Here is a 24017-nt window from a genome sequence, read left to right on the forward strand (position 1 = left end):
TCAATGCCCCTTCTTGCCCGACTTCAGGCCGAGGTAGAGGGCCGACAGCAGCGGCCGACCGTAGATGCCCATCCTTCGGCCGAACCAAGCCGCCGGCTTATCCTTGGCGACCAGGCGCGGAATGCGGCTCAGGTCGACGTCGGCACGGACAACGCCATGTTCGGTGGTGTACAGGTGCGTAAATCCGGCCGCTCGGGCGACGCGCTGATAGTTGGCGTCGAAATAGCCCTGCGGCCAGCACAGATGCGGACTGGCTTCGCCCAGCCGGGCGGCCAGCGTTTCACGTGAAACGGCCAAGTCTTCGGCCAGCGCCGCATCGCGTTCGGCCTGAGCCGCAATTTGGCGATCCCAGCGCGTGTGAGTATGGGTGTGCGAGTGAAAATCGAAGGTACCGGCCGCCCGCATCGCCTCGACTTCGGACCAGCGCAGGAAAGCCGCATCGAGCTTGCCGTCGGCGGCCGCCGCCATCGCCTGCTTGTGGGTCGGGACGTCCGGCGTGCCGGGCTGACCCGAATACGGGCGCGGCGTGCCGTCGCCGATCCAGCCGGTGATCAGGAAAATCGTCGCCCGCTGGCCAAACTCCTGCAGCACCGGGTGGGCATAGACCCAGTTGTCGAGATAGCCATCATCGAAGGTGACGAGCACGCTTTTCTGCGGCACCCGACCACTGGCCAGCGCCTCCGCGAAGCCGGCGGTGGACAGTGTCCGCCAGCCGTTTTTCGCCAGCCATTGCATCTGCGCCCGGAAGTTTTCCGGCGAGCAGGTGACCAGCCCGGGCTTCGGGCTGACGTGGTGGTACATCAGCACGGGCAACGGCTGCCCGAGGCTCATCGTGCCTCCAGCAGGTGCTCGTACAAGCGTTCCATGCCTTCGGCCATCGTTTCGCGGGCGAACTTGCGATGGACGAACTCGGTGGCGTTGGCGCCCATACTGCGCCGGAAGATCGGGTCGCCAAGCAGGCGGCAGATCGGTTCGATCAGCGCCTTGCCGTCCTGGGCCGGCACCAGCAGGCCGGTCTGGCCGTCGATGATGACTTCCGGCACGCCATCGACATTGGAAGCAACCGCCGGCAGCCCCATCGCCCCCGCTTCGATGAAGGCGGTGCCGAGCGCTTCCTGATGCGTCGGCAACACGAAGACGTCGAGCGAAGCCAGCACGTTGGTCACGTCGCGGCGCAGGCCGAGCAGATGAATGCGCCCGGCCAGCCCGTCGGCAGCGATGCGCGCCTGCAGATTGGCGGTCTGCGGGCCATCGCCGGCAAAGACGAAATGCGCCTTGGGGAAGCGCTTTAGGACCTCGGGCGCCGCGTCGAGAATCTCGGCATGGCCCTTCTTGGCGCGCAGGATGGCAACGGTGCCGACGAGCAGCGTATCGGCCGCCAGGCCCAACTCCTCGCGCAGGTTGCCGGCGACGGTCGACCGGTCATAGCGGGCAAAATCGACGCCGGTCGGGATGGTGGTGATGCCCTGGCGCGGCACACCGGCCTCGACCAGATAGTTCTCGACGTACTTGCTGACGGTGACGACATGATCCGGCAGCACGCTGTAGGTAAATTTCGAGGTGATCGGCAGCGCCAGGTGGCGAGTGCGAACGATGCGCGGCCGCTTGAACAGCGTACGCGCCGCCATGCCGGCCAGTTGCGTGTCGCGGCCGCTGTGCGTATTGACGATGTCGGCGCCAAAACGCTTGATGGCGCTGCGCAAGCGCAGGACATTCGGGAAATCGATGGCGCCGCGCATGTCGACCGCAAAGGTCGGGAAGCCCAGTTCCTTGGCCCGCTCGATAATGCGTGCCCCGGGCCGGCTGAGCACGGCCAGTTCATGCCCCCGGTCACGCATGGTGACCAGTTCGTTCATCGTGCGGTTTTCCTGGCCGCCCCAGCCCGTCGAGGACTCCGTGTGCAGGATGCGCATCAGGCTGCCGCCTCTTCGGCCTTCTGCATCCGGTAGAGGCGGGCGTAGAGGCCGTCATGAGCGAGCAGTTCGGCGTGCGAGCCCTCTTCCTGCTTGTGGCCGTGGGCCAGCGCGACGATGCGGTCGGCCCGTTCGACGGTGGACAGGCGATGGGCGATGACCAGCGTGCTGCGGCCGCGCATCAGTTCGTCGAGCGCCGCCTGAACGTGGCGTTCGGATTCGGTGTCGAGAGCCGAGGTCGCCTCGTCGAGAATCAGGATCGGCGCATCCTTCAGGATGGCGCGAGCAATCGCCAGACGCTGACGCTGGCCGCCGGACAGCTTGACGCCGTTTTCGCCGATCATCGTATCGAAGCCTTCCGGCAGTGCGTCGATGAACTCCAGCGCATGCGCGGCCTTGGCGGCGGCGCGGATTTCTTCCGCCGTCGCCGTGCTCTTGCCGCCGTAGGCAATGTTGGCGCCGATGGTGTCGTTGAACAGCACGACATCCTGGCTGACCAGCGCGATGTTGTCGCGCAGGCTGTTGAGGCGGATCTTGGGCAGGGCGTGACCGTCGACGCGGATTTCGCCGCCGTCAATGGCGTAGAAGCGCGGCAGCAGGTTGGCCGCCGTCGTCTTGCCGCTGCCCGAGGGGCCGACCAGGGCGACCGATTCGCCGGGGCGGATGGTCAACGAGACGCCGGCCAGCGCCGGACGGTCGGCACCGGGATAGGTGAAGCTGACATTGTCGAACTCGACCAGGCCCCGAGCCCGGCCAAGGTCTTCCTGACCCTTGTCTTCCTCGGCTGCTTCGTCGATCAGCGAAAAGACGCTTTCGGCCGCGGCCAGGCCGCGCTGGATCGGCGCATTGACGTCGGTAATCCGGCGCAACGGCGGCAGGATCATCAGCATCGCGGTGATGAAGGAAACGAAACTACCCACCGTCGTCTGGTCGCCGGCCGCCTGCTTCAAGGCGACGCCCATGATGATGGCGACGCCGGAAGCGGCGAAGAACTGGACGATCGGGCTTTGCGCCGCGGTCGCCATGGTGGCGCGCATGGCCAAGCGGCGCTGCTCGCGCACCGACTTGTAGAAGCGCGCTTCCTCGTAGCTCTGGCCGCCGAAAATCTTGACCACCTTGTGGCCTTCGATGGTTTCCTGCAGCACCTGGGTGATCTTGCCCATCGACTCCTGCTGGCCCTTGGCGACCGTACGCAGGCGCTTGCTGAAGGTACGGACGACGACGGCGATGAAGGGCACCACCGACAAGGTGATCAGCGTCAGTTGCCAGTTCAGGTAGAGCAGCCAGGCCATCAGGCCGACGATGGCCAGCGAATCCTTGATCAGCGATGTCAGCGCATTGGTCGCCGCGCCGGCGACACCGGTCACATCGTAGGCGATGCGCGACATCAGGCGACCGGACAGGTTGTCGCTGTAGTAGCGGGTCGGCAGGCGGACCATGCGGGCGAACATCGCCTGGCGCAGTTCGGTGATGACGTTGTTCGAGACCCAGCTCATCGCGTATTCGCCGATGAAACCGAAGACGGCACGGGCGAGGAAGATACCCATGATGGCCAGCGGGTAGAGCAGCCAGTCCCACGGCCCGGCCGCGGTCGAGAAGCCGTCGTCGAGCAGCTTTTTCATCATCGCCGGGAAAACCGGCTCAGCCAGCGCCGAAAGGCCCATCGCGGTCAGCGCCGCGGCAAAAACCTTCCAGTACGGACGGACATAGGTCAGCAACCGGAGGTACAGGTCACGGCTGGTCATGTCACTGGCCATGCAAATCCTTGAAACAAAAAGTGGAACCCGGAATTATACCTGCTGCCCGGCCCAGGCCGGACCGAGCGAACGGTAGAGAGCGAGCAGGCGGTCGGCCATTGCCGGCAGGGTCAGCGCCTCAACGCTGGCCCGCGCCGCCGCCCGGGCCTCTACATTGCCGGCCATCCCGGCCAGGTCATCGAGACGCAGCGACAAGGCCGCTTCATTGACCGCATCGACCACCCAGCCATTGAGGCCGGGCTGCACCCACTCCTGGGCGCCGCAGGTCGTCGAGGTGACAATCGGCAAGCCGCAAGCCAGCGCCTCCAGCGCCGCGTTCGGACAGGGATCGTAGAGGGTCGGCAACACGAAACCGTCGGCCGCGCCGTACCAGGGACGGACATCCTTGAGCGGCCCGGTGAAATGGACACGCTGGCCCAGCCCCAACCCTTCAGCCAGCACCCGCATCGCCTTCAGCTTGCGGTCGGCGCCGATGATGACGATCTGCGCATCGCTCCGCTCCATCCGCGTCGCGGCGCGCAGCAGTTGCGGTACGCCCTTGCGTTCGAAACCGCTGCCGACGAAGAGCAGGACTGGCGCGGCAGCCGGAATATTCAACGTCGCCCGCGTGACGGTACGGAACTCGTCGGCCAGGCCGGGGTGAAAAGCCGTGGTATCGACGCCGTTGTAGATCACCGGCAACTTGCTGCGGTCGACCCCGTAAAAATGGGCAATTTCATCGGCCACCATCTGCGAATTGCAGATCACCGCCTGCAGCGCCGGGTGTTCGAACATCGCCTTTTCCGCATTGACCACATAACGGTGATAGGCCGACCAGCGCTGGCTCAGCCGTTGCAACGGACTCAGGACGCGGGCCCGATGGGCCAGCCAGGCGGCATGCACGCCGTCGCCGGCGCGAAAGATCATGCAGCCGGGAATGCGTTCGTGCGACTGGGTGATGTCGAAACCACCGCGCGCCATTTCACGCTGGGCCGCCGCGGCAAAACTGCGGTCGCGCGCCGCCCGGCCGCCGAACAGCCGGGAATACGGCGGATCGCAGGTAATCTGCCGAAAGCCTTCGCGCGGTGCGCCATCCCAGTTCCGGGTAATCAGCGAGACTTCAGCCCCTTCGCCGGCCAGCGCGCCGAGCGCCCGCTCGACGAAACGCTCGGCACCGCCGAACGGGTTGTAGCGCTGGCGAACGATGGCGATCTTCACGGCGCGAGCAGTTCGTGCGCCGCGGCCAGCACTTCTTCAACGCTCAACGAAGTCAGGCAGTCGCTGACCTTGCCGCCGCCACAGCCGTCGATGCCACACGGCCGGCACGGATGCCGGGTGCTGGCAACGACGCGGAAAGGCACGCCCCAGGGTCCCCACTGCTTGTCGCCGGACGGCCCGAACAGTGCCACGGTCGGCGTGCCAACGGCTGCCGCGATATGCATCGGCGCCGAGTCGACGCCGATGAACAGCTTCGCAACCTGGGTCAGTGCCGCCAACTCCTTCAGCGACAACTGACCGGACAGGCTGAAGGCCGGCGTCGCCAGCCGGGCCTGGATCGCTTCCAGCATCGCCTGCTCGTCCCGGCTCGGCGCCGCGGTCAGCACCACGGCATGGCCTTCGCCCTGCAGGCGGGCAACCAGCGCCGCCATCGAGTCCACCGGCCAGCATTTGAAAAACCAGCGCGAGGCCGGATGGATGTGAATGAAATCGCCGCCCTGAAGCCCGAAGCCTTGCAGATGCCGGGCCACCACCGCCTCGGCCGCCGCCCCCGGGACCAGCGTCAGGCGCCGTTCGTCCGGGCCAGGCTGAATGCCGATCCGGCGCAACGCATCCAGGTTGGCTTCGGCCATGTGGCGCAAGGCATTGCCCGGCGCCGACTGGAGATGGGTAAAGCTCTGTTTCCAGCGCTTGCTACGCCCTTTGACAACCGGCCCGACCGACCAGCGCGGCTGGAGCAGCCGGCACAGCCAGGCGCCGCGCCAGTGCTCGGTGAGATGGATGATCAGGTCGTAACCGCGCGCCTTCAGCGTGTTGTAGAGCGCCAGTTCGGCCTTGACCTGGCCGACGGTGCCGAGTTGCTTCCACTTGCGGTCGATCGTATGGACCTGGGCGATGGCCGGATGCAGGGTCAGCATCTCGGCCGTATCGGCATAGACCAAGGCGTCGATTTCGACCTGTGGCGCCTGTGCCTTGAGCACCGAAAAGACCGGCGAACTGACCAGCACATCGCCGTGGTGGCGCAACTTGATGACCAGCGCCCGCTTGATTTCGCCAAGCGGCACCGCATCACGCAGGGGATTGAAGGTTTCCATGGCCGGCATTCTAGCCGTTGTCGGATTAGCCGGGCAGCACCACCCGCGTCCGCGAACCGTAGGCAAAGACCAGTTCCGTCCATTTGCCCGGCGGCAAGCCCTGCCAATGGGCAAACAAGGTGCGGATCACACCGGCATGGGTGACGATAACCGCTTCCGGCACGGCCAATCCGGCGACGAAATCGAGCGCCCGCTGCTGCAGGGCGAGCGGCGACTCGCCACCGGGCGGTGCATAACCTGCGACATTCGCCGCCCAGGCATCGAGTTCGGCACGCGGAATGGCATCCCACGGTCGACCTTCCCACAGGCCGAAATTCATTTCGACCAGTCGCTCGTCGAACCGGGGCTGCGGATGCAGCAGTTCGGCCAGTTCCCGACAGCGCCGCAGCGGGCTGCTCCACACCGGCAACCCGGCCGGCAATTCGCTGAGCAAAATCTCCGCAACGGCAGCGGCATTATCGGCCGCAATATCGAGTCGACCGTAGCAAATGCCCGGCTCGACCACCGGCTTCGGGTGCCGGATCAGGTGCAGGATCATGCGGCGAACCGACTGCCTAGCGTGGCGACGAGCAAGGTCAGCCCACCCAACGCCAGATTGGTCGCCACCCACTGGCGAATGCCGTTCATGGCATTACCGGCTGCCGGCCAGTCGCCGGCGGCGACACCGGCCCGCAGGCGCGGGTAATGGCGGACGATGATCAGCGCGAAGATCGCCGCCATCAGCAGACCGAGCCCGGCCATCAGATGCCAGTGCAGCGGGGCTTGGGCAAAGCCCAGATGCGCCAGACGGGCAAAGCCGGAAAGCAGGATGGCAGCAATGGCGACGACGACCGCCACGAAAAAGCGCCCGAGCACCGCCGCCAACAGAGGCAGGCGCTGCGGCGGCGGCAACTGCCCGGCGGCAACCGGGCGCAGGCAGAAATGGGCAAAAAACATACCGCCCAGCCAGACGATGACACCGGCGAGATGCAGCAGAAGCAGGAATTCACGCATGTTGGGGATGCTTTCAGTAATGGTTCGAGGGTTCGATCATCAGACCGAGCGCGGCGTTCAAGCGGTCGTCGGTTGCAGCGCAATCACCGCCATGCCGACCAGCGCAATGGCGACCCCGGCCAGATCCCAGCGCGTCAGGGCGATGCCGTCGACCAGACGCAGCCAGAGCAAGGCGACGGCGATATACATGCCGCCATAGGCGGCATAGGTCCGGCCGGCAGCGCTCGGATGCAGGGTCAGCAACCAGGCGAAGGCTGCCAGCGCCAGCGCCGCGGGTAGCAGCAGGAAAGCCGGCTTGCCTTGCTTGAGGACGAGCCAGGGCAGGTAGCAACCGACGATTTCGGCCAGCGCCGTGACGGCAAACAGCGCGGCGAGACGCAACAATTCCAAGGCAACCCATCCGTTATATCAATGCCCGGAATTCTGCCACAGCGACCGGGGCCACTAGGCGCCGGTACGCTGCCAGACCAGACAACGGTTGTTCGACGGCATCGCCCGGTCTTCCAGCAACCGCAAGCCGGCCTGACCGGCCAGTGCATCAACCGCCTCGAAATCGCGGATCCCCTGATGCGCCGCCTTGTCCTTGAGCCAGGCATCGAAGGCAGCATTACTCTGGCTGGTGAAGCCGCCACCGTAATTGAAGGGGCCGTAGATGGCGAGCTTGGCCTGCTCAGACAGGATTTCCGGCAAGCGGGCGAACAGCCGTTCGACAGCCAGCCACGGCATGATGTGCAAGGTGTTGGCGCTGAACACGGCATCGACCCGGCGCTCGGGCCAGGTCTCGAGCACGTTGAAGGCCAGCGGGGCCGGCGTATTGGTCAACGCCGCATCGGCCAGCCAGGCGGCGATGCCCGGCAGGTTTTCCGGGCAATCCGAAGTCTGCCAGGTCAGATGGGGTAGCTGCCCGGCAAAGAAAATGGCGTGCTGGCCGGTTCCGCTGCCGATTTCCAGCACCGCGCGGCAATCGGCGAAATGGTCGCGCAATACGCCGAGGATCGGCTCGCGATTCTTGGCGCAGGACGGAGCGTCGGGTTTTTCCATCAGTCGTCCGTAGTTTTCCGGACGGCCTCCAATTCGAGATGGCACGGCGCCAACAGCAGATGCGCCAGATGCTCCGGGTCCGACGAACCGAGATGCTCGGCAAAGGCGGCCAGCCGCGCATCCTGCGCTTCGCCGAGGGCGACGATCAGGGCTCTCGCCGCCTCGCGCGGATTCGGCCCGCCGGCCTGGTAACCGGGCCAGTCCTTGTAGTGCGCCAGCAACTGGGTGCGATGGTCAAGATACAGCGGGCTGTGGCGGATGAATTCAAGCTCGGCCTCCTTGGCCCGTATTTCCGCCTCGATTTCGGCATCGCTGCTGCGGTAATGAGCTTTTTCCGCTTCGGTCCAGTGCGGCTTGTCGCCGTGTTTTTCGCGCAGAATGGCCGAAGTACTCTGCAGCACGATCTGCGAATGGGTGCCGGCATCGCGAAAGACATGCACCATGTCCTTGCCGTGCCCTTCCTTGCCGACGTAGCGCATGCCCGCCGTGACCCGCTTCGGGTTGAAGGCGAACTGGCGGGCACAGGCGGCCCGCAGCAGATCGAAGAGTTCATTGATTTTCGCGGGATTCACAGGCCGATCCTTTCGTTCAAGTCTGGCGACAACGAGGACAACTGATCCCCGTGAGCATACGCCACACTTGGCCCGTACGGCGGCTAATGACCGAACTGGGCAAGCAAGCCGAGGTAGAAAGCGATTTCGCTGATTTGCTGCGTCGCCCCCAGGCAATCGCCGGTGTAGCCACCGAGCCAGCGTCGGAACTTGGCGGCCAGCCAGAAGGTGGCCAAGCCCGCCAGCAGACAGCCGGCGACGGCCTTGACCAGCGGCAGCAGGGCCAGGGCGAGCCCGACGAACAACAGCGCGCAGAACAGGGCGCCAGTGGACAGCCGGGTGGCCAGCGGCTTGGCCTTGGCCAGCAGGTCTTCACGCACGTAGTCCATCGTTGCCAACAAGAGTGTCGCGCAGAAGCGCGACACGGCATGGCCGGCCAGTAGCGCAAAAGGCACCAGCGCCGGGTCGAGCGCCACCAGCAGCGTGAATTTGCCGACTAGGGCAAGCACCATGGCGACGACGCCATAACTGCCGACCCGCGAGTCCTTCATGATTTCCAGGATGCGTAGCTTGTCCCAGCCGCCACCGAGGCCGTCGACGGTGTCCGACAACCCGTCCTCGTGGAAGGCCCCGGTCGCGTAGATGGTGACGGCCATCGACAGCAGCACGGCCACCGCCGGCGGCCAGATCAGCACCGCGGCAAGATAGACCAGCGCCCCGATGCCGCCGACCAGCAGGCCGACGGCGGGAAAGTAGCGCGCCGAGTGGTTCAGCGCCTCGGCCGAATGCCCGACCCAGCCGGGCACCGGCAGCCGCGTGAAGAAACGGACGGCACCGAAGAAATACTCGACTTCGCGCTTCAGCATGCGCCCTAGGCCTTGTCGGAAACGCCGGCCGATTCGAAGCTGGCCATCTCGTTGAGGAAATTGGCCGCCGCCTGGACCAGCGGATAGGCCAGCGCGGCGCCCGTTCCTTCGCCGAGGCGCAGGCCGAGGTCGAGCAGCGGCTCGGCCTGCAGCGCCCGCAACTGGGCCTGATGGCCGGGTTCGGCCGAGCGGTGGCAGAAGACGCAGTAATCGGCCAAGGCCGGGAACAGGGTGGCTGCGGTCAACGCCGCCGAACTGACAATAAAGCCGTCGATCAGCAGCACCATCTTGGCTTCCGCCGCGGCCAGCATGGCGCCGACCATCATCGCGATCTCGAAGCCGCCGAATTCGGCCAGCACGGCCAGCGGCTCATTGTTGCCGCCAGCGGCACGATAGCGGCCGAGGGCTTGTTCGAGCAGGCCCTGCTTGCGGACCAGGCCGGCATCGTCGAGGCCGGTGCCGCGGCCGACACAATCGGCCAACGAGACGCCGGTCAGGCAGTGGGTGATCAGCGACGCGGCGGCCGTGTTGCCGATGCCCATTTCACCGAAACCGACGATATTGCAGCCGTTGGCGAACAGATTGCGGCTGATTTCGGCGCCGCGCTCGATGGCCGTGGCGCACTGCTCGACGGTCATCGCCGGCTGTTCGAGATAATTGGCCGTGCCCGGCGCCACCTTGGCGTTGATCAGGCCGCTGCGCTTGCCGAAATCATGCGCCACGCCGGCGTCGATGACGGCGAGGTGCATGTCGGCCTGGCGCGCGAAGACATTGATCGCGGCGCCGCCGGCCAGGAAATTCTCGACCATCTGCCAGGTCACGTCCTGCGGAAAAGCCGAGACGCCGGCCTTGGCCGCGCCGTGATCGCCGGCGAAAACCAGCAGGTGCGGCTGGCCGAACTGCGGATCGAGCCGCTGCTGGATCAGGCCGAGCTTTTTGGCGACCTGTTCTAGCTGACCGAGGGCGCCGAGCGGCTTGGTCTTCTGGTCGATCTTGTGCTGCAACGCAGCGGCGAGCCCCTGATCCGGGGCGACGATATTGAATTTTGAATGCATCCGATTCTTCCTTGAAAACGCAAAAGGGCCTCGCGGCGGCGTTCGCAAAAACGCTGCCGCGAAGCCCTGTCCACAGGCTTCCAGCCCAAACTGAAACGATAGGTCTTCTGGCTCTCGGATCAGCCGTCTGCCGCACCTTCCCGCCGGGTCTGTTTCCCCATAGGCAGTGGTCTGTCGCGACATCCGTCCCCGATTACAGCGGCGGGCCCGCCACGGATTTGCACCGTGTTCCGTTTTATCGAATCGGCCCGGATTATCCGGCTTGCCGGTTGGGGGCGCAATCACCTAAAGTGCCGGCCATGAAAGAACTGATTCTTGGCGGCGCCCGTTCGGGCAAGAGCCTGCTCGCCGAACAGCGGGCCGCGGCCAGCGGCCGGCGCGTAATTTACCTGGCGACGGCCGAAGCGCGCGACGGCGAAATGGCCCGCCGCATCGCCCATCACCGCGCACGCCGCCCGGCCGATTGGGGCTGCGCCGAAGAAACCCTGCACCTGGCCGCCAAACTGCACGAACTGGCGGCGCCGGACACCTGCCTGCTGGTCGACTGCCTGACCCTGTGGCTCTCCAACCTGCTCTTCGCCGGCCGCGCGGCCAGCCAGGCCGAGGCCGGCGAAGCCATCGACTGCCCGCTGTTCGCACAACAAACCGGTGAGCTGATCACCCTGCTCCCCCAACTGCCCGGCCACATCATTCTCGTCTCCAATGAAGTCGGCTGGGGCATCGTGCCGATGCATCCGGTGTCGCGCCTCTTTGCCGACGAGCAGGGCCGCCTCAACCAGCGCGTCGCTGCCGCCTGCGACCAGGTGACGCTGGTCGCGGCGGGCCTGCCGCTGACTCTCAAGGCACCCGGCCTGTGCTAACCTGAAGAATCTAACCGGCATTTTCAGGAGGTCGCCATGCCCCTTTTCTCCCGCCTGACTGCCTTGTCTCACGTCATCGAGAAACACGCCACGCTGCCGGTCCGGATCAGCCGGCCGGACGACGCCCCCGGCCTGTTCATCTGGCCCTGGCGCATCGAGGAAGATTCCCGGGTTCGCAATTCGCCGCTGCCGCGCCTAGCCGGCGACGACCCGCTGGTCCGCGTCCCGGCCCCGGTCATTCACTTTCTCGTGCTGGCCGGCACCCAGCTTGACGAAGCAACGATCGCCACGCTCGAAGCCGCCCGCCTAGCCCTGCTCGAAACTCCGGTCTTCGAAGCCGGCAACGGCCGGGTCAGCGTTGCTCCGGCAGTATTGACGGCCAGCGAGTTGACCGACCTGTTCACCGCCGCCGCGATCCCGCTCCGCCTCTGCCTGGCCTACACGCTGCGCTCCTCGGCCTGAAGCGCCGGACTATCCCGCTTTAGCGCCAGCGGGGGTATGCTTGCCAGAAAAGACACGACAGATGTCACTGGAGAGGGACTGCTTTGGACAAATTGCTCGATATTCTCGCTTCCGGCATTCACGACGCGAAGAACCAGATGTTCGTCGCCGAATCGCTGATTGCCGCCACCGAAGCCCAGCACGGCATTGCACTGGGTGAAGCCCGCTATGCCATCGAAGCGGCGGCCGACCGCCTGTCGCGGACGCTGGCGGCCTACCGCTTGCTGCGCCATAGCGCGACCCCGGCCGTCACCCCGGTCATCGTCAGCGACCTCTGTGCCGAAGTCGCTCTCGCCCAGAAAAGCCATCTTGCCCGGCAAAACATCGAACTGACGGTGGACTGTCCGCTGGCCGACGAATGGCCGCTTGATCGCGATCTGGTCGGCGACATGCTGAACAACGCCGTGCAGAACGCCGGCCGCTTTGCGCGCCGTGCCGTTCTCCTCAGCGCCCGCCGCGACGGTGACGGCCTAGTGCTGGCGGTCGAGGATGATGGCCCCGGCTTCGCCAGCCTGCCACCGGCCGCCGGGGTCGGCCTGACAGTCGCCGAACGCCTGGCCCTGCTGCATGTCCGCCAGGGCCGGCAAGGAAGCCTGCGCCTGGACAACTCGTCCAGTCTAGGCGGCGCCCGCTTCGAACTGAGGCTGCCGTGATGGCCGATTTCAGCCAGAAGCGCTTTCTCGTCATCGACGACCAGCCGCTGGCGCGCGATGCCTTGCGTACCATCGCGCAGACGGTCGGCGCCTTTGCCGTCGAGTTCGCCTCCAACTACCAGGACGCCATTTACCGCATCCGCAACAACACGCCGGACATCATCCTCTGCGACTACGTGCTCGGCGAGGGTCGCTCGGGCCAGCAACTGCTCGAAGAACTGCGCCGCTTCAACCTGCTGCCGGACGAATGCATCTTCATGATGGTGACTGGCGAACAGGCCTACGAACAGGTGGTTTCCGCCGTCGAACTGGTCCCCGACGACTACATCATCAAGCCCTTTTCGCCGGACAAGCTGCTGCTGCGGCTGGAACGCATCGTCGCCAAGAAGAATTTCTTCGCCGCCTATTACAAGGAAAAACGGCAGCAGGAATATGCCCGGGCGCTGGCCATCCTCAACGCGCAGCGCGACAGCGAGGCAGGCCGGCCCTATCGTTTCGAAATCCTCCGCCAGGAGGCCGAAGTGCAGCTCGCCAGCGGCGATGCAGAAGCGGCCGAAGCCAGCTACCGGAACATTCTCGACAATTACGAGTTTCCCTGGGCGCGTGCCGGCGTCGCCCGCTCGCTGCACAAGCAGAACCGGCTGACCGAGGCGCGCGACGAAATCGAGCGCGTCGTCGCCGGCACGCCGCACTTCTTCGATGCCTCGGACATCAAGGCCAACATTTGCATGGCCCAGGGCGAGCACGCCGAAGCGCAGAAGGTGCTCGACGAAGTGAGCAAGAAAACGCCGCGCAATTACTTGCGCAAGCGCCTGCTGGCCGAGGCCGCGACCTTGAACGGCGATATGGAGACGGCGCGGGCGGCGCTGGCCGATGTCGTCGCCAACGACACCATGCCCGGCGCGGTGACCACCGAAGACCGGCTGAGCCTGGCCCGTAGCCATATCGACAAGGGCGACAAGATTTCGGCCGAAAAGGTCCTGGTCGGCCTGCGAGACAGCGAAATCATGGTTCTCGGTCTCGACGGCCAGGCCAGCTTTGCCGCGCTGCTGGCGATCAGTTCGGTCGACAAGGGCAAACCGCGTTTTGCCGGTCTGCGCCCGGCGCTACTGGCCAGCGAACTCGAACCGGCAACCCGGCTCGACGTGATGCGGGCGGCGCTGTCGCTCACCGACAACGACCTGGCCGACCGCCACGCTGAACACCTGATGGCCAGCCCGGATGCGAAAAAAGTGTTCAGCGCCATCCGCAGCCAGTACGCGCTGCACGGCCGGGAAAACGATTTCCGCGAAATCCAGCGCCAGGTGGCGCTCAAGCGCATCCACCACGACGACGTGCCGGCGGCCGGCCCCGGCTAGGCCAGCGGCAGGAACGCCCCCATTTTCGACCAGTCGAGCGCCGCTTCGACCGAATCGGCCAGGCGGTCGAGATCGGCCTCGCGGCGGGCGGCGAAATCGACCTGGGCGCTCTCCGTCATGCCGGCCCAGGCGAGCAAGGCGGTCAGGGCATCGGGATGGTCGAACAGGCCGTGGCAATAGGTGGCAAAGACCTGGTTGTCGGCTGAAATGGCACCGTCGCTGCGCCCATCGGCCAGTTGCACCGCCGCTTGGGCCAGGCCCGGGCCGCGCGTGATGCCGAGGTGGATCTCGTAGCCGCGCATCGCCGGCGAGCCGGGCAGAGCGAGATGCCCAGCGACATTGCGCAGCTGCTTTTCCGTTTCCAGCGTCGTTTCGACGTCCAGCACGCCGAGGCCCGGCGTGCTGCCAGGCTGGCCTTCGAGGCCGAGCGGGTCGTGCAGCATGCCGCCGAGCATCTGGTAGCCGCCGCAAAGGCCGATCACCTTGCCGCCGTAGCGCAGATGCTTGTTGATCGCCGCCTCCCAGCCCTGCGTGCGCAGCCATTCGATGTCGGCGCGCACCGCCTTCGAGCCGGGCAGTACGATCAGGTCGGCGGCGGGCGGCGTTTCGCCCGGGCCGATCCAGCGGAAATCGACTTCCGGGTGCAGGCGCAGCGGATCGAGGTCGTTGTGGTTGGAAACGCGCGGATAGGCCGGGGCGACCACTTTCAATTTTGCCGTTTTTTTGCCGTCGACCGCAGCGGTCGCGATGGCGTCCTCGGCATCGAGCATCAGGCCGTGCAGATAGGGCAGCACGCCGAGCACCGGCTTGCCGGTGCGCTCTTCCAGCCAGCTCAGGCCGGATTCGAGCAGCCCGATATCGCCGCGGAAACGGTTGATGACGAAACCCTTGACCCGGTTCTGCTCGGACGGCGAAAGCAGTTCCAGCGTGCCGACCAGGTGGGCGAAGACGCCGCCGCGATCGATGTCGGCGACGATGATGACCGGGCAATCGACTGCCTCGGCAAAGCCCATGTTGGCGATGTCGCGAGCGCGCAGGTTGATTTCGGCCGGCGAGCCGGCGCCTTCGACCAGCACGCAGTCGTAGGCGGCGGTCAGGCGCCCCCAGGAGGCGAGCACGGCGCCCATCGCCCGCGGCTTGTACTCGTGATAGGCCTTGGCATCGAGGTCGATCGCCACCTTGCCGTGGATGATGACCTGCGCCTTCTTGTCGGTGGTCGGCTTCAACAGCACCGGGTTGAAGTCGGTATGCGGCGGCAGGCCGCAGGCCAGCGCCTGCAGCGCCTGGGCGCGGCCGATCTCGCCGCCGTCCACGGTGACCGCCGAATTGAGGGCCATGTTCTGCGGCTTGAAGGGCGCGACATTGATGCCGCGGCGCTTGAAAATCCGGCACAGGGCGGCGACCAGCGTCGATTTGCCGGCATCGGAGGTGGTGCCTTGCACCATCAGGGAAAAGCAGGACATGGGGTAGGCGATCGGAAGCAAAGCCGGTAATTATGGCACTTGCTTCGCTGCGCCGCCTCGCTTAGCATCGGCCCCGCCCAAATTGCTTGGGCAGGTGTCTCCGGGTGCCGTTCGGTTCGCGCCGGGCGGAGAATCGGGAAGGCGGTGCGAATCCGCCACGTGCCCAGCGCTGTAAGGATGACGCTCGACGCATCAGGCCACTGGTTTTTGCCGGGAAGGCGTGTCGAGGGGGTGAATCCGAGTCAGAAGACCGGCCGGGAGACAAGGCAAGGCTGCACGGCCAGGCAGCTCTCGTTTTTCCAGAAGGGGAATCCATGGAAAACCACAACGCGCCCAGCGCACACCCTTTTTCCGACGCCGACCGGGCGGCGGTCTATCAAGCCATTTTCAACCGTCGCGACGTGCGCGGCCAGTTCCTGCCGACGCCGGTCCCCGACGAAGTGCTCAGCCGCGTGCTGATGGCCGCCCACCATGCGCCGTCGGTCGGCTTCATGCAGCCGTGGAACTTCCTGCTCGTCCGCTCGGATGAAGTGAAGCAGCGCGTGCATGACATCTTCGCCACCGCCAACCGCGAAGCGGCGCAGATGTTCCCGGACGAAAAGCGCGAGATCTACAGCAGCCTGAAGCTGCAGGGCATCCTGGAAGCGCCGATCAACCTGTGCATCACCTGCGACCGCAGCCGCAGCGGCCCGGTTGTCATCGGCCGCACGCACATCCCGACCATGGATTTGTACAGCAGCGTGTGCGCCGTGCAGAACCTCTGGCTGGCCGCCCGCGCCGAAGGGCTGGGCGTCGGCTGGGTCAGCATCTTTCACGAAAAGGCGCTGCAGGACGCGCTCGGCATCCCCCACCACATCGTGCCCGTCGCCTACCTGTGCATCGGCTACGTCAGCCACTTCAAGGACCGGCCGGAGCTGGAAAAGGCTGGCTGGCTGCCGCGCCTGCCGATCAACGACCTGCTCTATTTCGAACAATGGGGCGCCAGGGATTTGGCCCAAAACGACCCGTTGACCGCAGCCCTCGGCGACATGCAGGCCGCCATCCAGCAAAACCAGGTTTTCCCGAAGTGACCCTGGTCTTCGAGCCCTTTGCCATGCCGCTGGCCGCCCTGACGGCCGTGCTGCTCGACCGCCTGCTCGGCGAAGTCAGCCGCTGGCACCCGCTGGTCGGTTTCGGCCAACTGGCGGCGCGGCTCGAACGTCAACTCAACCGCCGTACGCTGGCCGGCGGCGCCGTCGCCTGGCTGGTCGCCGTCGGCCCCTGGGTCGGCCTCGCCGTCTGGCTGCGCCCGCTGGCGCCGTTCGCCATCGACGTCTTGTTGCTCTATTTCGCGCTCGGCGCACAAAGCCTGTGCGAACACGCCGCAGCCATCGCCAAGCCTCTGCAGGAAGGCCGGCTCGACGAAGCTCGGCAACGGGTGGGCTGGATTGTTTCCCGTGAAACATCGAGCCTCGACGAGTCCGGCGTCGCCAAGGCCGGCGTCGAATCGGTACTCGAAAACGGCAACGATGCGATCTTCGGCACGCTGTTCTGGTTCGCCCTGCTCGGCGGGCCCGGCGCCCTGCTCTTCCGGCTGGCCAACACGCTGGACGCGATGTGGGGCTACCGCACCGAACGCTACAACCTGTTCGGCCGCCCGGCCGCCCGCCTCGACGACGCGTTGAACTGGCTGCCGGCCCGCCTGACCGCGCTGAGCTACGCCCTGCTCGGCCGGACGCGGACGGCGCTGGCCTGCTGGCGGACGCAGGCACCGGGCTGGGACAGCCCAAATGCCGGGCCGGTGATGGCAGCCGGCGCCGGCAGTCTCGGCGTGCGCTGCGGCGGCGCGGCGATCTATCACGGCCACGAAGAAATCCGCCCGCCGCTCGGCGACGGGCCGGCCCCGGTCGCCGCCGACCTGCTGCGCGCCATCACGCTGATCCGGCGCAGCCTCTGGCTGTGGCTGGCCGTCCTCTTCATCATTTCCGGAGCCCTGCATGCTTGAGCATGGCGGACGCCTGCGCGTAGCCGCAGCCCATTACGATATCCCGCTCGACCGCTGGCTGGACCTGTCCACCGGCATCAATCCGCAAACCTGGCCGGTGCCGGCCTTGCCGAACGAGGTCTGGCATCGCCTGCCGGAGAGCGGCGACGGCCTGGAAAGCGCCGCCGCGGCCTATTACGGCAACGCCAACCTGCTGCCGGTCGCCGGCTCGCAGGCCGCCATCCAGTTGCTGCCGACCTTGTTGCCGCGCGCCGTCGTCGCCTGCATTTCTCCGATCTACAGTGAGCACCCGCAGGCCTGGCAACGGGCCGGCCACCGCTTGCGCTTCCTGCAGAACGCCATGCTGCCGCGCGCCTTAGCCGCGGCGACGCCCTACGTGCTGCTCTGCAACCCGAACAACCCGACCGGCGATCGCCACCCGCACGAGCTGGCGGTAGATGCTGCCCAACAGCTGAAAAAACGCGGCGGCTGGCTGATCGTCGATGAAGCCTTCATGGACCCGACGCCGGCCGACAGCCTGACGCCGCTGGCCGGCAGCGCCGAAGCGCCGAACCTGATCGTGCTCCGCTCGCTCGGCAAGTTCTTCGGCCTGGCCGGCGCCCGCGTCGGCTTCCTGTTCGCCGCCCCCGACCTGCTGAACAAAATGCAAGAGGCAATGGGACCGTGGACGATCAGCGGCCCGGCCCGCGAAGTAGCCAAACTGGCCCTGCAGGATCACGCCTGGCAGGCGAGCACCCGGCAGCAATTGCTGGCCGCCGGCCAACGCCTGCACCAACTGCTGGCACCGCTCGGCGAAGTCAAATCGACCGCCCTCTTCGCGACGCTGACCACACCGCAGGCCAGCGAACTGCACGAAGCCCTCGCCCGCCAAGGCATCCTGACCCGCCGTTTCGACCAGCAGCCGCTGCTCCGCTTCGGCCTGCCCGGCGACGAAGCCGGCTGGCAGCGCCTGGCTACCGCCCTTGCCGGATGGAAACCCGCATGATCAAGACAACTCCCGCCCTGCCCGTTTTTCGCCTGCTGGCGGCGTTGACCGCCGGACTCGCCACGCTGTCCACCGCCCAGGCCGATATCGTGGTCAAGGACGATACCGGCCAGGAAGTCCGCCTCAAGGCGCCGGCCAAGCGCATCGTCGCCCTCGCCCCGCACATCGCCGAAAGCCTCTTTGCCGCCGGCGCCGGCGACAAGCTGGTCGGCACCGTCGATTACAGCGACTACCCGCCGGAAGCGAAGAAGGTGGCGCGCGTCGGCGGTTATTCGCGGGTCGATCTCGAAGCCGTCGCCGCGCTCAAGCCCGACCTCGTGCTGGCCTGGGAAAGCGGCAACAACATGCCGCAGATCGGCAAGCTGAAGGCGCTCGGCCTGACCGTGCATGTCTCGCAGCCGAACAAGATGGAAAACGTCGCCGACCAGCTCGTTCGCATGGGCCAGCTGGCCGGCACCGAGGCCGCCGCCAACGCCGCCGCCGAACGTTTCCGCAAGCGCCTGGAAGGGCTGCGCGCGGCCAATACCAACAAGCCGAAAGTGCGCGTTTTCTACCAGATCTGGAAATCGCCGCTGATGACGGTCGGCGGCCCGCAGATCATCAGCGATGCGATCCTGCTCTGCGGCGGCGACAATGTTTTCGGCCACCTCAAGCAGATGGCGCCGACAGTCAGCGTCGAAGCGGTGCTCGAAGCCGACCCGGAAGCCATCGTCGCCACCGGCATGGGCGACGCCAAGCCGGAATGGCTGCACGACTGGGACAAATGGACGCGGATGACGGCGGTCAAGCGCGACAACCTGTTCCACATCAACCCCGACATCATGCAGCGCCACACGCCGCGCATTCTCGACGGGGCCGAGAAACTTTGTTCCCATCTCGATGTCGCAAGAAGCCATCGTCCCGCCAAGTAAAAAACCATGCCCCGCCTGCCCCAACGCATCGTCTGCCTGACCACCGAAACCGTCGAGGTGCTCTACGCCCTCGGCGAGCAGGACCGCATCGTCGGCATCTCCGGCTACACGGTACGGCCGCCGCAAGCGCGCAAGGAAAAACCCAAGGTCTTTGCCTTCACCAGCGGTGACATCGACAAGATCCTGGCCACCCAGCCCGACCTGGTGCTGACCTTCTCCGACCTGCAAAGCGAGATTTCGCGCGATCTGATCAAGGCCGGCGTGCCGGTCTATGCCCTCAATATGCGCAGCGTCGAGGATATTCTCGGCATGATCGAAACCGTTGGCCGCCTGGTCGGCGCCGAAGCCAAGGCGCTGGAAATCGTCGCCGGTCTGGAAGCCGAAATCGAAAAAACCCGCGCCATCGCCGCCGAGCGCCTGGCCCGCACCGGCCGTAAACCGCGCGTCTATTTCGAAGAATGGGACGAGCCGCTGATCAGCGGCATCCGCTGGGCCTCGGAACTGATAGCAATCGCCGGTGGCGAGGACGTTTTTGCCGAGCAGGCTCGCTCGCCGCTGGCCAAGGATCGCCGGCCGACGCCGGAAGCGGTGATTGCCGCCGCCCCCGACATCATCATCGGTTCCTGGTGCGGCAAGCACTTCCGGCCCGAACGCGTCGCCGACCGCCCGGGCTGGCAGGCCATTCCGGCGGTCAACAACGGGAAAATGCACGAAATCAAATCGGCCGTGATCCTGACCCCGGGGCCGGTGGCGATCAGCGAGGGCCTGCCGCAATTGCTCGAGATATTTGATTTCTAAGAAAGATCGCCAGCCCACGCTGGCTATAATCGCTGGCCTGTCGACCGGAGATTACCCATGAAAATCGCTGTCCTTGCCCTTGCCTTCGCCCTGCCGTTCGCCACCCCGGCCTTCGCCGCCGAAGAGGGCAATACCGCCATCAGCCAGCTCGGTGAAATCAACGGCATCGCACTGGCCTGCCAGCAACCGGCCATCGTCAGCCGGGCCCGCAATGCGGTGCAGACAACGGCGCCGAAAACCCGTGCCAACGGCGAGATTTTCGAAGAAGCAACGAGCGCCAGCTACCTGCAGTTCGGTAATGGCAAAAAGACCTGCCCGGACGCCGCGACCCTGGCCAAACGCCTGGGCGAGGCGGAAAAGCAGCTGAGCGCTGCGTTCCCGAGCCGATGATCCGCTGCGCCGCCCTCCTCCTTGGCCTGCTGCTGGCTGGCCCGGCCGCCGCCCAGGCGACGCAAAGCCTGCAATTGCTCAGGGAGGAAAACGGCGGCATCGTGCCCCGCTACCTGCTGCAGGACCCGAACGGCCGCTCGGTGAGCAGCGAGGATTTCCGCGGCCGCTTCCAGCTCATCGCCTTCGGCTACACCTATTGCCCGGACATCTGCCCGACCACCCTGGTCGAAATGGCCGCCATCCTGAAAGAACTCGGCGAGCAGGCCAGCCGCCTCCAGCCGCTGTTCATCTCGGTCGACCCCGAGCGTGATACCGGCCAGGTGCTGAAAACCTACACCGCCTTCTTCGACCCACGAATCCTCGGCCTGAACGGCCCACCCGCCCTCGTCCGCCGGGCGGCCGACAATTTCAAGATCCGTTATGCCAAGGTCCGCGAACCGGGCACGCCGGCCGACCGTTACGCGGTCGACCACTCGGCCGGGATGATCCTGCTCGGCCCGGATGGCCAGTTCATCAAGAAATTTGCCTTCGCCACGCCGGTCGATGAAATCAGCCGGCAAATCTCCGCCCTGCTCGCCACCCGCTAACCCGGGGTAATCCGCCATTGCAACGGCATAGGGCGAGCAGCTATATTGCGGCGGTGCTCCTCGTCCTGCGTCTCCTTCTCGTTTTCCTGCTCGCCGCCTCAACGGCGCGGGCCGCTAGCGTCGCGCTGGTCCTCAGCGAAAATTCCGGCCCCTATGCCGAATTCGCCAGTACCTACCGCGACGCCCTGGAAGGCTCGCACTGGAAAATCGGCAGCCAAGGCGGCAGCGACAGCCTGGCCGGCAGCAGCCCCGACCTGATCATCGCCGTTGGCAGCAATGCCTTCCGCCAGGTCCTCAACCTGGGCGGCTCGACGCCGGTCGTCGCCACTCTGATCCCGCGCCAGGCCTACGAAAAACTGCTCGCCGAAAATCCCGGTCGCGGCCGCCGCACGACGGCGATCTATCTCGACCAACCCGCCAGCCGCCAGGCCGCTTTTTTACGCCATCTGCTGCCCGGCAAGAAACGCGTTGGCATGCTGGTCAGCAGCGAAACCCGGGCCGCCGTCGGCCAGTTCCGCCAGGCCTTCGCCACGGCCGGCCTGACGCTGGACAGCGAGGACAGCGACACCGAACAGACCCTGCTGCCGACCCTGAACAGCCTGCTGCCCCGCGTCAATCTGCTGCTGGCGATTCCCGACACTCAGATTTACCGGCGCGAGAATATCAAGGCCATTCTCGTCACCACCTACCGCTACCAGCGCCCGGTGGTCGCCTTCTCGGCCGCCTTCGTTAATGCCGGGGCACTCGCCGCGCTGTATTCGACGCCGGCCCAGATTGCCCGCCAGGCGGCTGAACTGACCCAGTCGTTCAGCGCCACGCTGCCGCCCCCGATGCCGCCCAGCCAGTTTGCGGTAGTCATCAATTCGAACGTCGCCCAGGCGCTCGACCTGAACATTCAGGACGAAGCCGCCATCCGCCGTGCCATGCTTGCCGACAAGGAGGCCCGATGAGCCGCCTCAACCTGCGCCAGCGCCTGCTGCTGCTGTCACTGCTGCCCAGCGCAGTGATCGCCATAACCCTGGTCTCCTATTTCACCCTGAGCGGCATCCGGACCCTGGAGGGCGAGCTGCGGACCAAAGCCCTGGCCACCGTCCGCTACCTGGCTCAGATCAGCGAATACGGGATTATTTCCGGCCAACTGGAAAGCCTGCACGGGCTGGCCCAGACCACCGTCCAGGAGTCCGGCGTCAAGGCCGCCGTCATCGTCAATCCGAAGGGCCGGGCGATCGCCGTCAGCGGCCGCGTCTCGCTGGCCAGCGAAGCCCTGCGCCAGTCCCTGAACGAACCCGCGCTGGTCACCGAGAGCGATCGCTGGATCGCCTTCGGCGCCCCGGTCCTCCGCTCGCTGAACGAAGCCGACACGCTGTTCGAACCGGTCTCCACCAACAACATACCGGCCCCGCAGGAAGTCATCGGGCATGTCTTCGTCGAATTCGATAAATCGGAACTGATCAACCAGCAGCGCGACCTGCTGCTGCGCGGCCTGCTCATCGTCCTCATCGGCCTGATCCTGATCGCCGCGCTGGCCATCGCCATGGCCGACAGCCTGTCCCGGCCGATCAAGCGCCTCGCCCAGGCCGTCCGCGAAATGTCCTCGGGACGCTTCGACACCCGGGTGCCGAATCATTCAAGCGCCGAATTCGGCATTCTCGAGCAGGGCTTCAACGAAATGGCCAACCACATCGAGGATGTCCATCGCTCGATGCAGAGCCGGATCGAGGAAGCCACCGCCCAGCTTGCCTTCCAGGCGCGCCACGACTCGCTGACCGGCCTCCTCAACCGGCGCGAATTCGAGCACCGGCTGGAGAAGGCGCTGTCCAGCGTGCAGGCCGGCGGCGAGGAATTCAGCGTGCTGTTCATCGACCTCGACCGCTTCAAGCCGGTCAACGACACCTGCGGCCATCTGGCCGGCGACGAACTACTGCGCCAGATCTCGCAGCTTTTCCAGGGCCGGCTGCGCGAGGAAGACACGCTGGCTCGCCTCGGTGGCGACGAGTTCGGCATCATCCTGGCCAACTGCAGCGGCAGCCGCGCCCGTCAGGTCGCTGAGGACATCTGCGGCCTGGCCGGTGCCTATCGCTTCATCTGGCAGGACAAGGTCTTCTCGATCGGCGCCAGTATCGGCCTGACGCCGGTCGGCCGGCGCGTCCGCAACATCAACGAAGTGCTCGCCGCTGGCGACGCCGCCTGCTACCGCGCCAAGGAAAGCGGCCGCAACCAGGTCTGCGAGCAGGAAGCCACCAACACCCCGGAACGCCGCCACGAAAGCAACAACTGGGCAGCCCGCCTGGGCAGCGCCCTGGCCGAAGACCGTCTGCTGATCGAAGCCTTGCCGCTGCACGCGCTGCAGAGCGAAACGCTGAACGGCCACTGCGTAGAACTGAGCGCCCGCCTGAACGAACCTGGCCAGGCGCCGATCGCCCTCTCGGCCCTGATCGATGCGGCCGAACGCTACGATCTGGCCGGCATCATCGACCAGCGCTTCATCGAAACCGCAATCGCCGCCCTTGACCGGGCACGCCGCAACAACAAGGAACTGCACTGCCTGGTCCCGCTGTCGCGGAATTCATTGAGCCGGCGCTCGGTGATCGACCTGATCGCCCGCCTCCTGGCCAGCAAGAATCTTCCCGGCAATGGCCTCTGCCTGATTTTCTCGGAGGATGTGACAACCCACCAGAGCAGCCAGGCGATGGAGTTTTCCCGCCAGGTACGCGCCCTCGGCTGCCAGGTCGGCCTCGACGATTTTGGCGGTGGGCTGTCGTCCTTCAACCACCTGCGGGCGATTTCGCCGAGCTGCGTCAAACTCAGCCGCAGCCTGACCCGCGATCTGGGCGGCAACCGGGCGTCCACCGCATTGTTGCGCGCAGTGCAAGAAATCACCGCCGACCTCGGCATCTATTCGATCGCCGAGAACGTCGATGACCCCGCCACCCTCAACCAGCTCGAAGAACTCGGCATCAGCTACGCCCAGGGCCTCGCCGTCGCGCCCTGCGAGCCGTTCGAAGTCTGGCTGGAAGGGGCGGTGATCCGGTCGGCTGGCTAGCCGACCGCCCCGGGGCA

Annotated in this window: 26 protein-coding genes and 2 riboswitches; of the genes, 13 read left to right on the forward strand and 13 right to left on the reverse strand. The window is 66.0% G+C overall.

The annotated features are described in order from the left end of the window. The 12 genes from GH663_RS13340 to cobT form a co-directional block, all read right to left on the reverse strand. Positions 1 to 831, reverse strand: coding sequence for a polysaccharide deacetylase family protein (locus GH663_RS13340; protein WP_153132218.1), 831 nt, complete (start codon positions 829 to 831; stop codon positions 1 to 3). Then, positions 828 to 1913, reverse strand: coding sequence for a glycosyltransferase family 4 protein (locus GH663_RS13345; protein ID WP_153132219.1), 1086 nt, complete (start codon positions 1911 to 1913; stop codon positions 828 to 830). Before GH663_RS13345 ends, GH663_RS13340 begins: the two co-directional genes overlap by 4 nt. Then, complete coding sequence (msbA, locus tag GH663_RS13350) at positions 1913 to 3670, reverse strand: lipid A export permease/ATP-binding protein MsbA (protein ID WP_153132220.1); 1758 nt, start codon at positions 3668 to 3670, stop codon at positions 1913 to 1915. The genes GH663_RS13345 and msbA overlap by 1 nt, the downstream gene beginning before the upstream one ends. Before the next feature lie 33 nt (positions 3671 to 3703). Continuing rightward, the gene (locus GH663_RS13355; protein WP_153132221.1) at positions 3704 to 4867 is read right to left on the reverse strand and encodes a glycosyltransferase family 4 protein; all 1164 of its coding nucleotides are present in this window, start codon (positions 4865 to 4867) and stop codon (positions 3704 to 3706) included. Continuing rightward, on the reverse strand, positions 4864 to 5961 hold the full coding sequence (rfaQ, locus tag GH663_RS13360) for a putative lipopolysaccharide heptosyltransferase III (protein ID WP_246181587.1): 1098 nt from the start codon (positions 5959 to 5961) through the stop codon (positions 4864 to 4866). Before rfaQ ends, GH663_RS13355 begins: the two co-directional genes overlap by 4 nt. A 25-nt stretch (positions 5962 to 5986) precedes the next feature. Then, positions 5987 to 6499: an alpha-ribazole phosphatase family protein gene (gene cobC / locus GH663_RS13365; protein WP_153132223.1), complete on the reverse strand. Its 513-nt coding sequence runs from the start codon at positions 6497 to 6499 to the stop codon at positions 5987 to 5989. After that, positions 6496 to 6954 carry a CopD family protein gene (locus GH663_RS13370; protein ID WP_153132224.1) on the reverse strand — a complete coding sequence of 153 codons (459 nt, stop codon included), beginning with the start codon at positions 6952 to 6954 and terminating at the stop codon, positions 6496 to 6498. The genes cobC and GH663_RS13370 overlap by 4 nt, the downstream gene beginning before the upstream one ends. A gap of 57 nt (positions 6955 to 7011) precedes the next feature. Continuing rightward, complete coding sequence (locus GH663_RS13375; protein WP_153132225.1) at positions 7012 to 7344, reverse strand: YnfA family protein; 333 nt, start codon at positions 7342 to 7344, stop codon at positions 7012 to 7014. Between the two features lie 54 nt (positions 7345 to 7398). After that, a complete protein-coding gene (locus GH663_RS13380; protein ID WP_153132226.1) occupies positions 7399 to 7995 on the reverse strand; it encodes a DUF938 domain-containing protein in 597 nt (198 codons plus the stop codon). Then, on the reverse strand, positions 7995 to 8567 hold the full coding sequence (locus GH663_RS13385) for a hypothetical protein (protein WP_153132227.1): 573 nt from the start codon (positions 8565 to 8567) through the stop codon (positions 7995 to 7997). The genes GH663_RS13380 and GH663_RS13385 overlap by 1 nt, the downstream gene beginning before the upstream one ends. Before the next feature lie 83 nt (positions 8568 to 8650). Then, entirely contained in the window at positions 8651 to 9412 is a 762-nt protein-coding gene (locus GH663_RS13390; RefSeq protein ID WP_153132228.1) for an adenosylcobinamide-GDP ribazoletransferase, read from the reverse strand. 5 nt (positions 9413 to 9417) lie between these two features. Further along, positions 9418 to 10467, reverse strand: a complete 1050-nt coding sequence (gene cobT / locus GH663_RS13395) for a nicotinate-nucleotide--dimethylbenzimidazole phosphoribosyltransferase (RefSeq protein ID WP_066882246.1) — start codon at positions 10465 to 10467, stop codon at positions 9418 to 9420. A gap of 80 nt (positions 10468 to 10547) precedes the next feature. Beyond that, positions 10548 to 10730: riboswitch (cobalamin riboswitch) on the reverse strand. 36 nt (positions 10731 to 10766) lie between these two features. On the opposite strand from cobT, the gene cobU reads away from it, so the two are divergent. The 4 genes from cobU to GH663_RS13415 all read left to right on the forward strand — a co-directional run bounded on the left by cobU (position 10767) and on the right by GH663_RS13415 (position 13839). Beyond that, positions 10767 to 11327, forward strand: a complete 561-nt coding sequence (gene cobU, locus GH663_RS13400; protein ID WP_153132229.1) for a bifunctional adenosylcobinamide kinase/adenosylcobinamide-phosphate guanylyltransferase — start codon at positions 10767 to 10769, stop codon at positions 11325 to 11327. 36 nt (positions 11328 to 11363) lie between these two features. Next, positions 11364 to 11789: a Pvc16 family protein gene (locus GH663_RS13405; RefSeq protein WP_153132230.1), complete on the forward strand. Its 426-nt coding sequence runs from the start codon at positions 11364 to 11366 to the stop codon at positions 11787 to 11789. An 83-nt stretch (positions 11790 to 11872) separates the two neighbouring features. Next, positions 11873 to 12481, forward strand: coding sequence for a sensor histidine kinase (locus tag GH663_RS13410; protein WP_153132231.1), 609 nt, complete (start codon positions 11873 to 11875; stop codon positions 12479 to 12481). Then, positions 12481 to 13839 (forward strand): response regulator, encoded by a 1359-nt coding sequence (locus GH663_RS13415; protein WP_066882238.1) that lies wholly within the window; start codon positions 12481 to 12483, stop codon positions 13837 to 13839. The genes GH663_RS13410 and GH663_RS13415 overlap by 1 nt, the downstream gene beginning before the upstream one ends. Here GH663_RS13415 and GH663_RS13420 read toward each other — a convergent pair. Next, positions 13836 to 15302, reverse strand: coding sequence for a cobyric acid synthase (locus GH663_RS13420; protein ID WP_153132232.1), 1467 nt, complete (start codon positions 15300 to 15302; stop codon positions 13836 to 13838). The genes GH663_RS13415 and GH663_RS13420 overlap by 4 nt on opposite strands. Before the next feature lie 85 nt (positions 15303 to 15387). Further along, positions 15388 to 15575: riboswitch (cobalamin riboswitch) on the forward strand. 41 nt (positions 15576 to 15616) lie between these two features. On the opposite strand from GH663_RS13420, the gene bluB reads away from it, so the two are divergent. The 9 genes from bluB to GH663_RS21370 are packed head-to-tail and all read left to right on the forward strand — an operon-like array spanning position 15617 to position 24000. Further along, positions 15617 to 16372: a 5,6-dimethylbenzimidazole synthase gene (gene bluB, locus GH663_RS13425; protein ID WP_153132233.1), complete on the forward strand. Its 756-nt coding sequence runs from the start codon at positions 15617 to 15619 to the stop codon at positions 16370 to 16372. Between the two features lie 23 nt (positions 16373 to 16395). Then, positions 16396 to 17286 (forward strand): adenosylcobinamide-phosphate synthase CbiB, encoded by an 891-nt coding sequence (gene cbiB, locus GH663_RS13430; RefSeq protein WP_153132364.1) that lies wholly within the window; start codon positions 16396 to 16398, stop codon positions 17284 to 17286. Then, complete coding sequence (gene cobD, locus GH663_RS13435) at positions 17279 to 18271, forward strand: threonine-phosphate decarboxylase CobD (RefSeq protein ID WP_153132234.1); 993 nt, start codon at positions 17279 to 17281, stop codon at positions 18269 to 18271. Before cbiB ends, cobD begins: the two co-directional genes overlap by 8 nt. After that, complete coding sequence (locus GH663_RS13440) at positions 18268 to 19182, forward strand: cobalamin-binding protein (protein WP_170291422.1); 915 nt, start codon at positions 18268 to 18270, stop codon at positions 19180 to 19182. The genes cobD and GH663_RS13440 overlap by 4 nt, the downstream gene beginning before the upstream one ends. A 6-nt stretch (positions 19183 to 19188) precedes the next feature. Beyond that, positions 19189 to 19980 carry a cobalamin-binding protein gene (locus GH663_RS13445; RefSeq protein WP_153132235.1) on the forward strand — a complete coding sequence of 264 codons (792 nt, stop codon included), beginning with the start codon at positions 19189 to 19191 and terminating at the stop codon, positions 19978 to 19980. A 57-nt stretch (positions 19981 to 20037) separates the two neighbouring features. Continuing rightward, positions 20038 to 20370 carry a hypothetical protein gene (locus GH663_RS13450; protein ID WP_153132236.1) on the forward strand — a complete coding sequence of 111 codons (333 nt, stop codon included), beginning with the start codon at positions 20038 to 20040 and terminating at the stop codon, positions 20368 to 20370. Further along, entirely contained in the window at positions 20367 to 20957 is a 591-nt protein-coding gene (locus GH663_RS13455; protein WP_153132237.1) for an SCO family protein, read from the forward strand. Before GH663_RS13450 ends, GH663_RS13455 begins: the two co-directional genes overlap by 4 nt. A 53-nt stretch (positions 20958 to 21010) precedes the next feature. After that, positions 21011 to 21907, forward strand: coding sequence for an ABC transporter substrate-binding protein (locus tag GH663_RS13460; protein WP_170291423.1), 897 nt, complete (start codon positions 21011 to 21013; stop codon positions 21905 to 21907). Continuing rightward, positions 21904 to 24000 carry a diguanylate cyclase gene (locus GH663_RS21370; protein ID WP_153132239.1) on the forward strand — a complete coding sequence of 699 codons (2097 nt, stop codon included), beginning with the start codon at positions 21904 to 21906 and terminating at the stop codon, positions 23998 to 24000. The genes GH663_RS13460 and GH663_RS21370 overlap by 4 nt, the downstream gene beginning before the upstream one ends. The last annotated feature ends 17 nt before the right edge of the window (positions 24001 to 24017 follow it).

It is taken from the genome of Dechloromonas hortensis (assembly GCF_009469765.1).
In the GTDB taxonomy this organism is placed as follows: Bacteria; Pseudomonadota; Gammaproteobacteria; order Burkholderiales; family Rhodocyclaceae; genus Azonexus; species Azonexus hortensis.

What these genes read in the sequence shown, in the direction of transcription:
- GH663_RS13340 (WP_153132218.1), bottom strand. Translation starts at nt 831, where the DNA reads ATGAGCCTCGGGCAGCCGTTGCCCGTGCTGATGTACCACCACGTCAGC.
- GH663_RS13345 (WP_153132219.1), bottom strand. Translation starts at nt 1,913, where the DNA reads ATGCGCATCCTGCACACGGAGTCCTCGACGGGCTGGGGCGGCCAGGAA.
- msbA (WP_153132220.1), bottom strand. Translation starts at nt 3,670, where the DNA reads ATGGCCAGTGACATGACCAGCCGTGACCTGTACCTCCGGTTGCTGACC.
- rfaQ (WP_246181587.1), bottom strand. Translation starts at nt 5,961, where the DNA reads ATGGAAACCTTCAATCCCCTGCGTGATGCGGTGCCGCTTGGCGAAATC.
- cobC (WP_153132223.1), bottom strand. Translation starts at nt 6,499, where the DNA reads ATGATCCTGCACCTGATCCGGCACCCGAAGCCGGTGGTCGAGCCGGGC.
- GH663_RS13370 (WP_153132224.1), bottom strand. Translation starts at nt 6,954, where the DNA reads ATGCGTGAATTCCTGCTTCTGCTGCATCTCGCCGGTGTCATCGTCTGG.
- GH663_RS13380 (WP_153132226.1), bottom strand. Translation starts at nt 7,995, where the DNA reads ATGGAAAAACCCGACGCTCCGTCCTGCGCCAAGAATCGCGAGCCGATC.
- GH663_RS13390 (WP_153132228.1), bottom strand. Translation starts at nt 9,412, where the DNA reads ATGCTGAAGCGCGAAGTCGAGTATTTCTTCGGTGCCGTCCGTTTCTTC.
- cobT (WP_066882246.1), bottom strand. Translation starts at nt 10,467, where the DNA reads ATGCATTCAAAATTCAATATCGTCGCCCCGGATCAGGGGCTCGCCGCT.
- cobU (WP_153132229.1), top strand. Translation starts at nt 10,767, where the DNA reads ATGAAAGAACTGATTCTTGGCGGCGCCCGTTCGGGCAAGAGCCTGCTC.
- GH663_RS13405 (WP_153132230.1), top strand. Translation starts at nt 11,364, where the DNA reads ATGCCCCTTTTCTCCCGCCTGACTGCCTTGTCTCACGTCATCGAGAAA.
- GH663_RS13415 (WP_066882238.1), top strand. Translation starts at nt 12,481, where the DNA reads ATGGCCGATTTCAGCCAGAAGCGCTTTCTCGTCATCGACGACCAGCCG.
- GH663_RS13420 (WP_153132232.1), bottom strand. Translation starts at nt 15,302, where the DNA reads ATGTCCTGCTTTTCCCTGATGGTGCAAGGCACCACCTCCGATGCCGGC.
- bluB (WP_153132233.1), top strand. Translation starts at nt 15,617, where the DNA reads ATGGAAAACCACAACGCGCCCAGCGCACACCCTTTTTCCGACGCCGAC.
- cbiB (WP_153132364.1), top strand. Translation starts at nt 16,396, where the DNA reads ATGCCGCTGGCCGCCCTGACGGCCGTGCTGCTCGACCGCCTGCTCGGC.
- cobD (WP_153132234.1), top strand. Translation starts at nt 17,279, where the DNA reads ATGCTTGAGCATGGCGGACGCCTGCGCGTAGCCGCAGCCCATTACGAT.
- GH663_RS13440 (WP_170291422.1), top strand. Translation starts at nt 18,268, where the DNA reads ATGATCAAGACAACTCCCGCCCTGCCCGTTTTTCGCCTGCTGGCGGCG.
- GH663_RS13445 (WP_153132235.1), top strand. Translation starts at nt 19,189, where the DNA reads ATGCCCCGCCTGCCCCAACGCATCGTCTGCCTGACCACCGAAACCGTC.
- GH663_RS13450 (WP_153132236.1), top strand. Translation starts at nt 20,038, where the DNA reads ATGAAAATCGCTGTCCTTGCCCTTGCCTTCGCCCTGCCGTTCGCCACC.
- GH663_RS13455 (WP_153132237.1), top strand. Translation starts at nt 20,367, where the DNA reads ATGATCCGCTGCGCCGCCCTCCTCCTTGGCCTGCTGCTGGCTGGCCCG.
- GH663_RS21370 (WP_153132239.1), top strand. Translation starts at nt 21,904, where the DNA reads ATGAGCCGCCTCAACCTGCGCCAGCGCCTGCTGCTGCTGTCACTGCTG.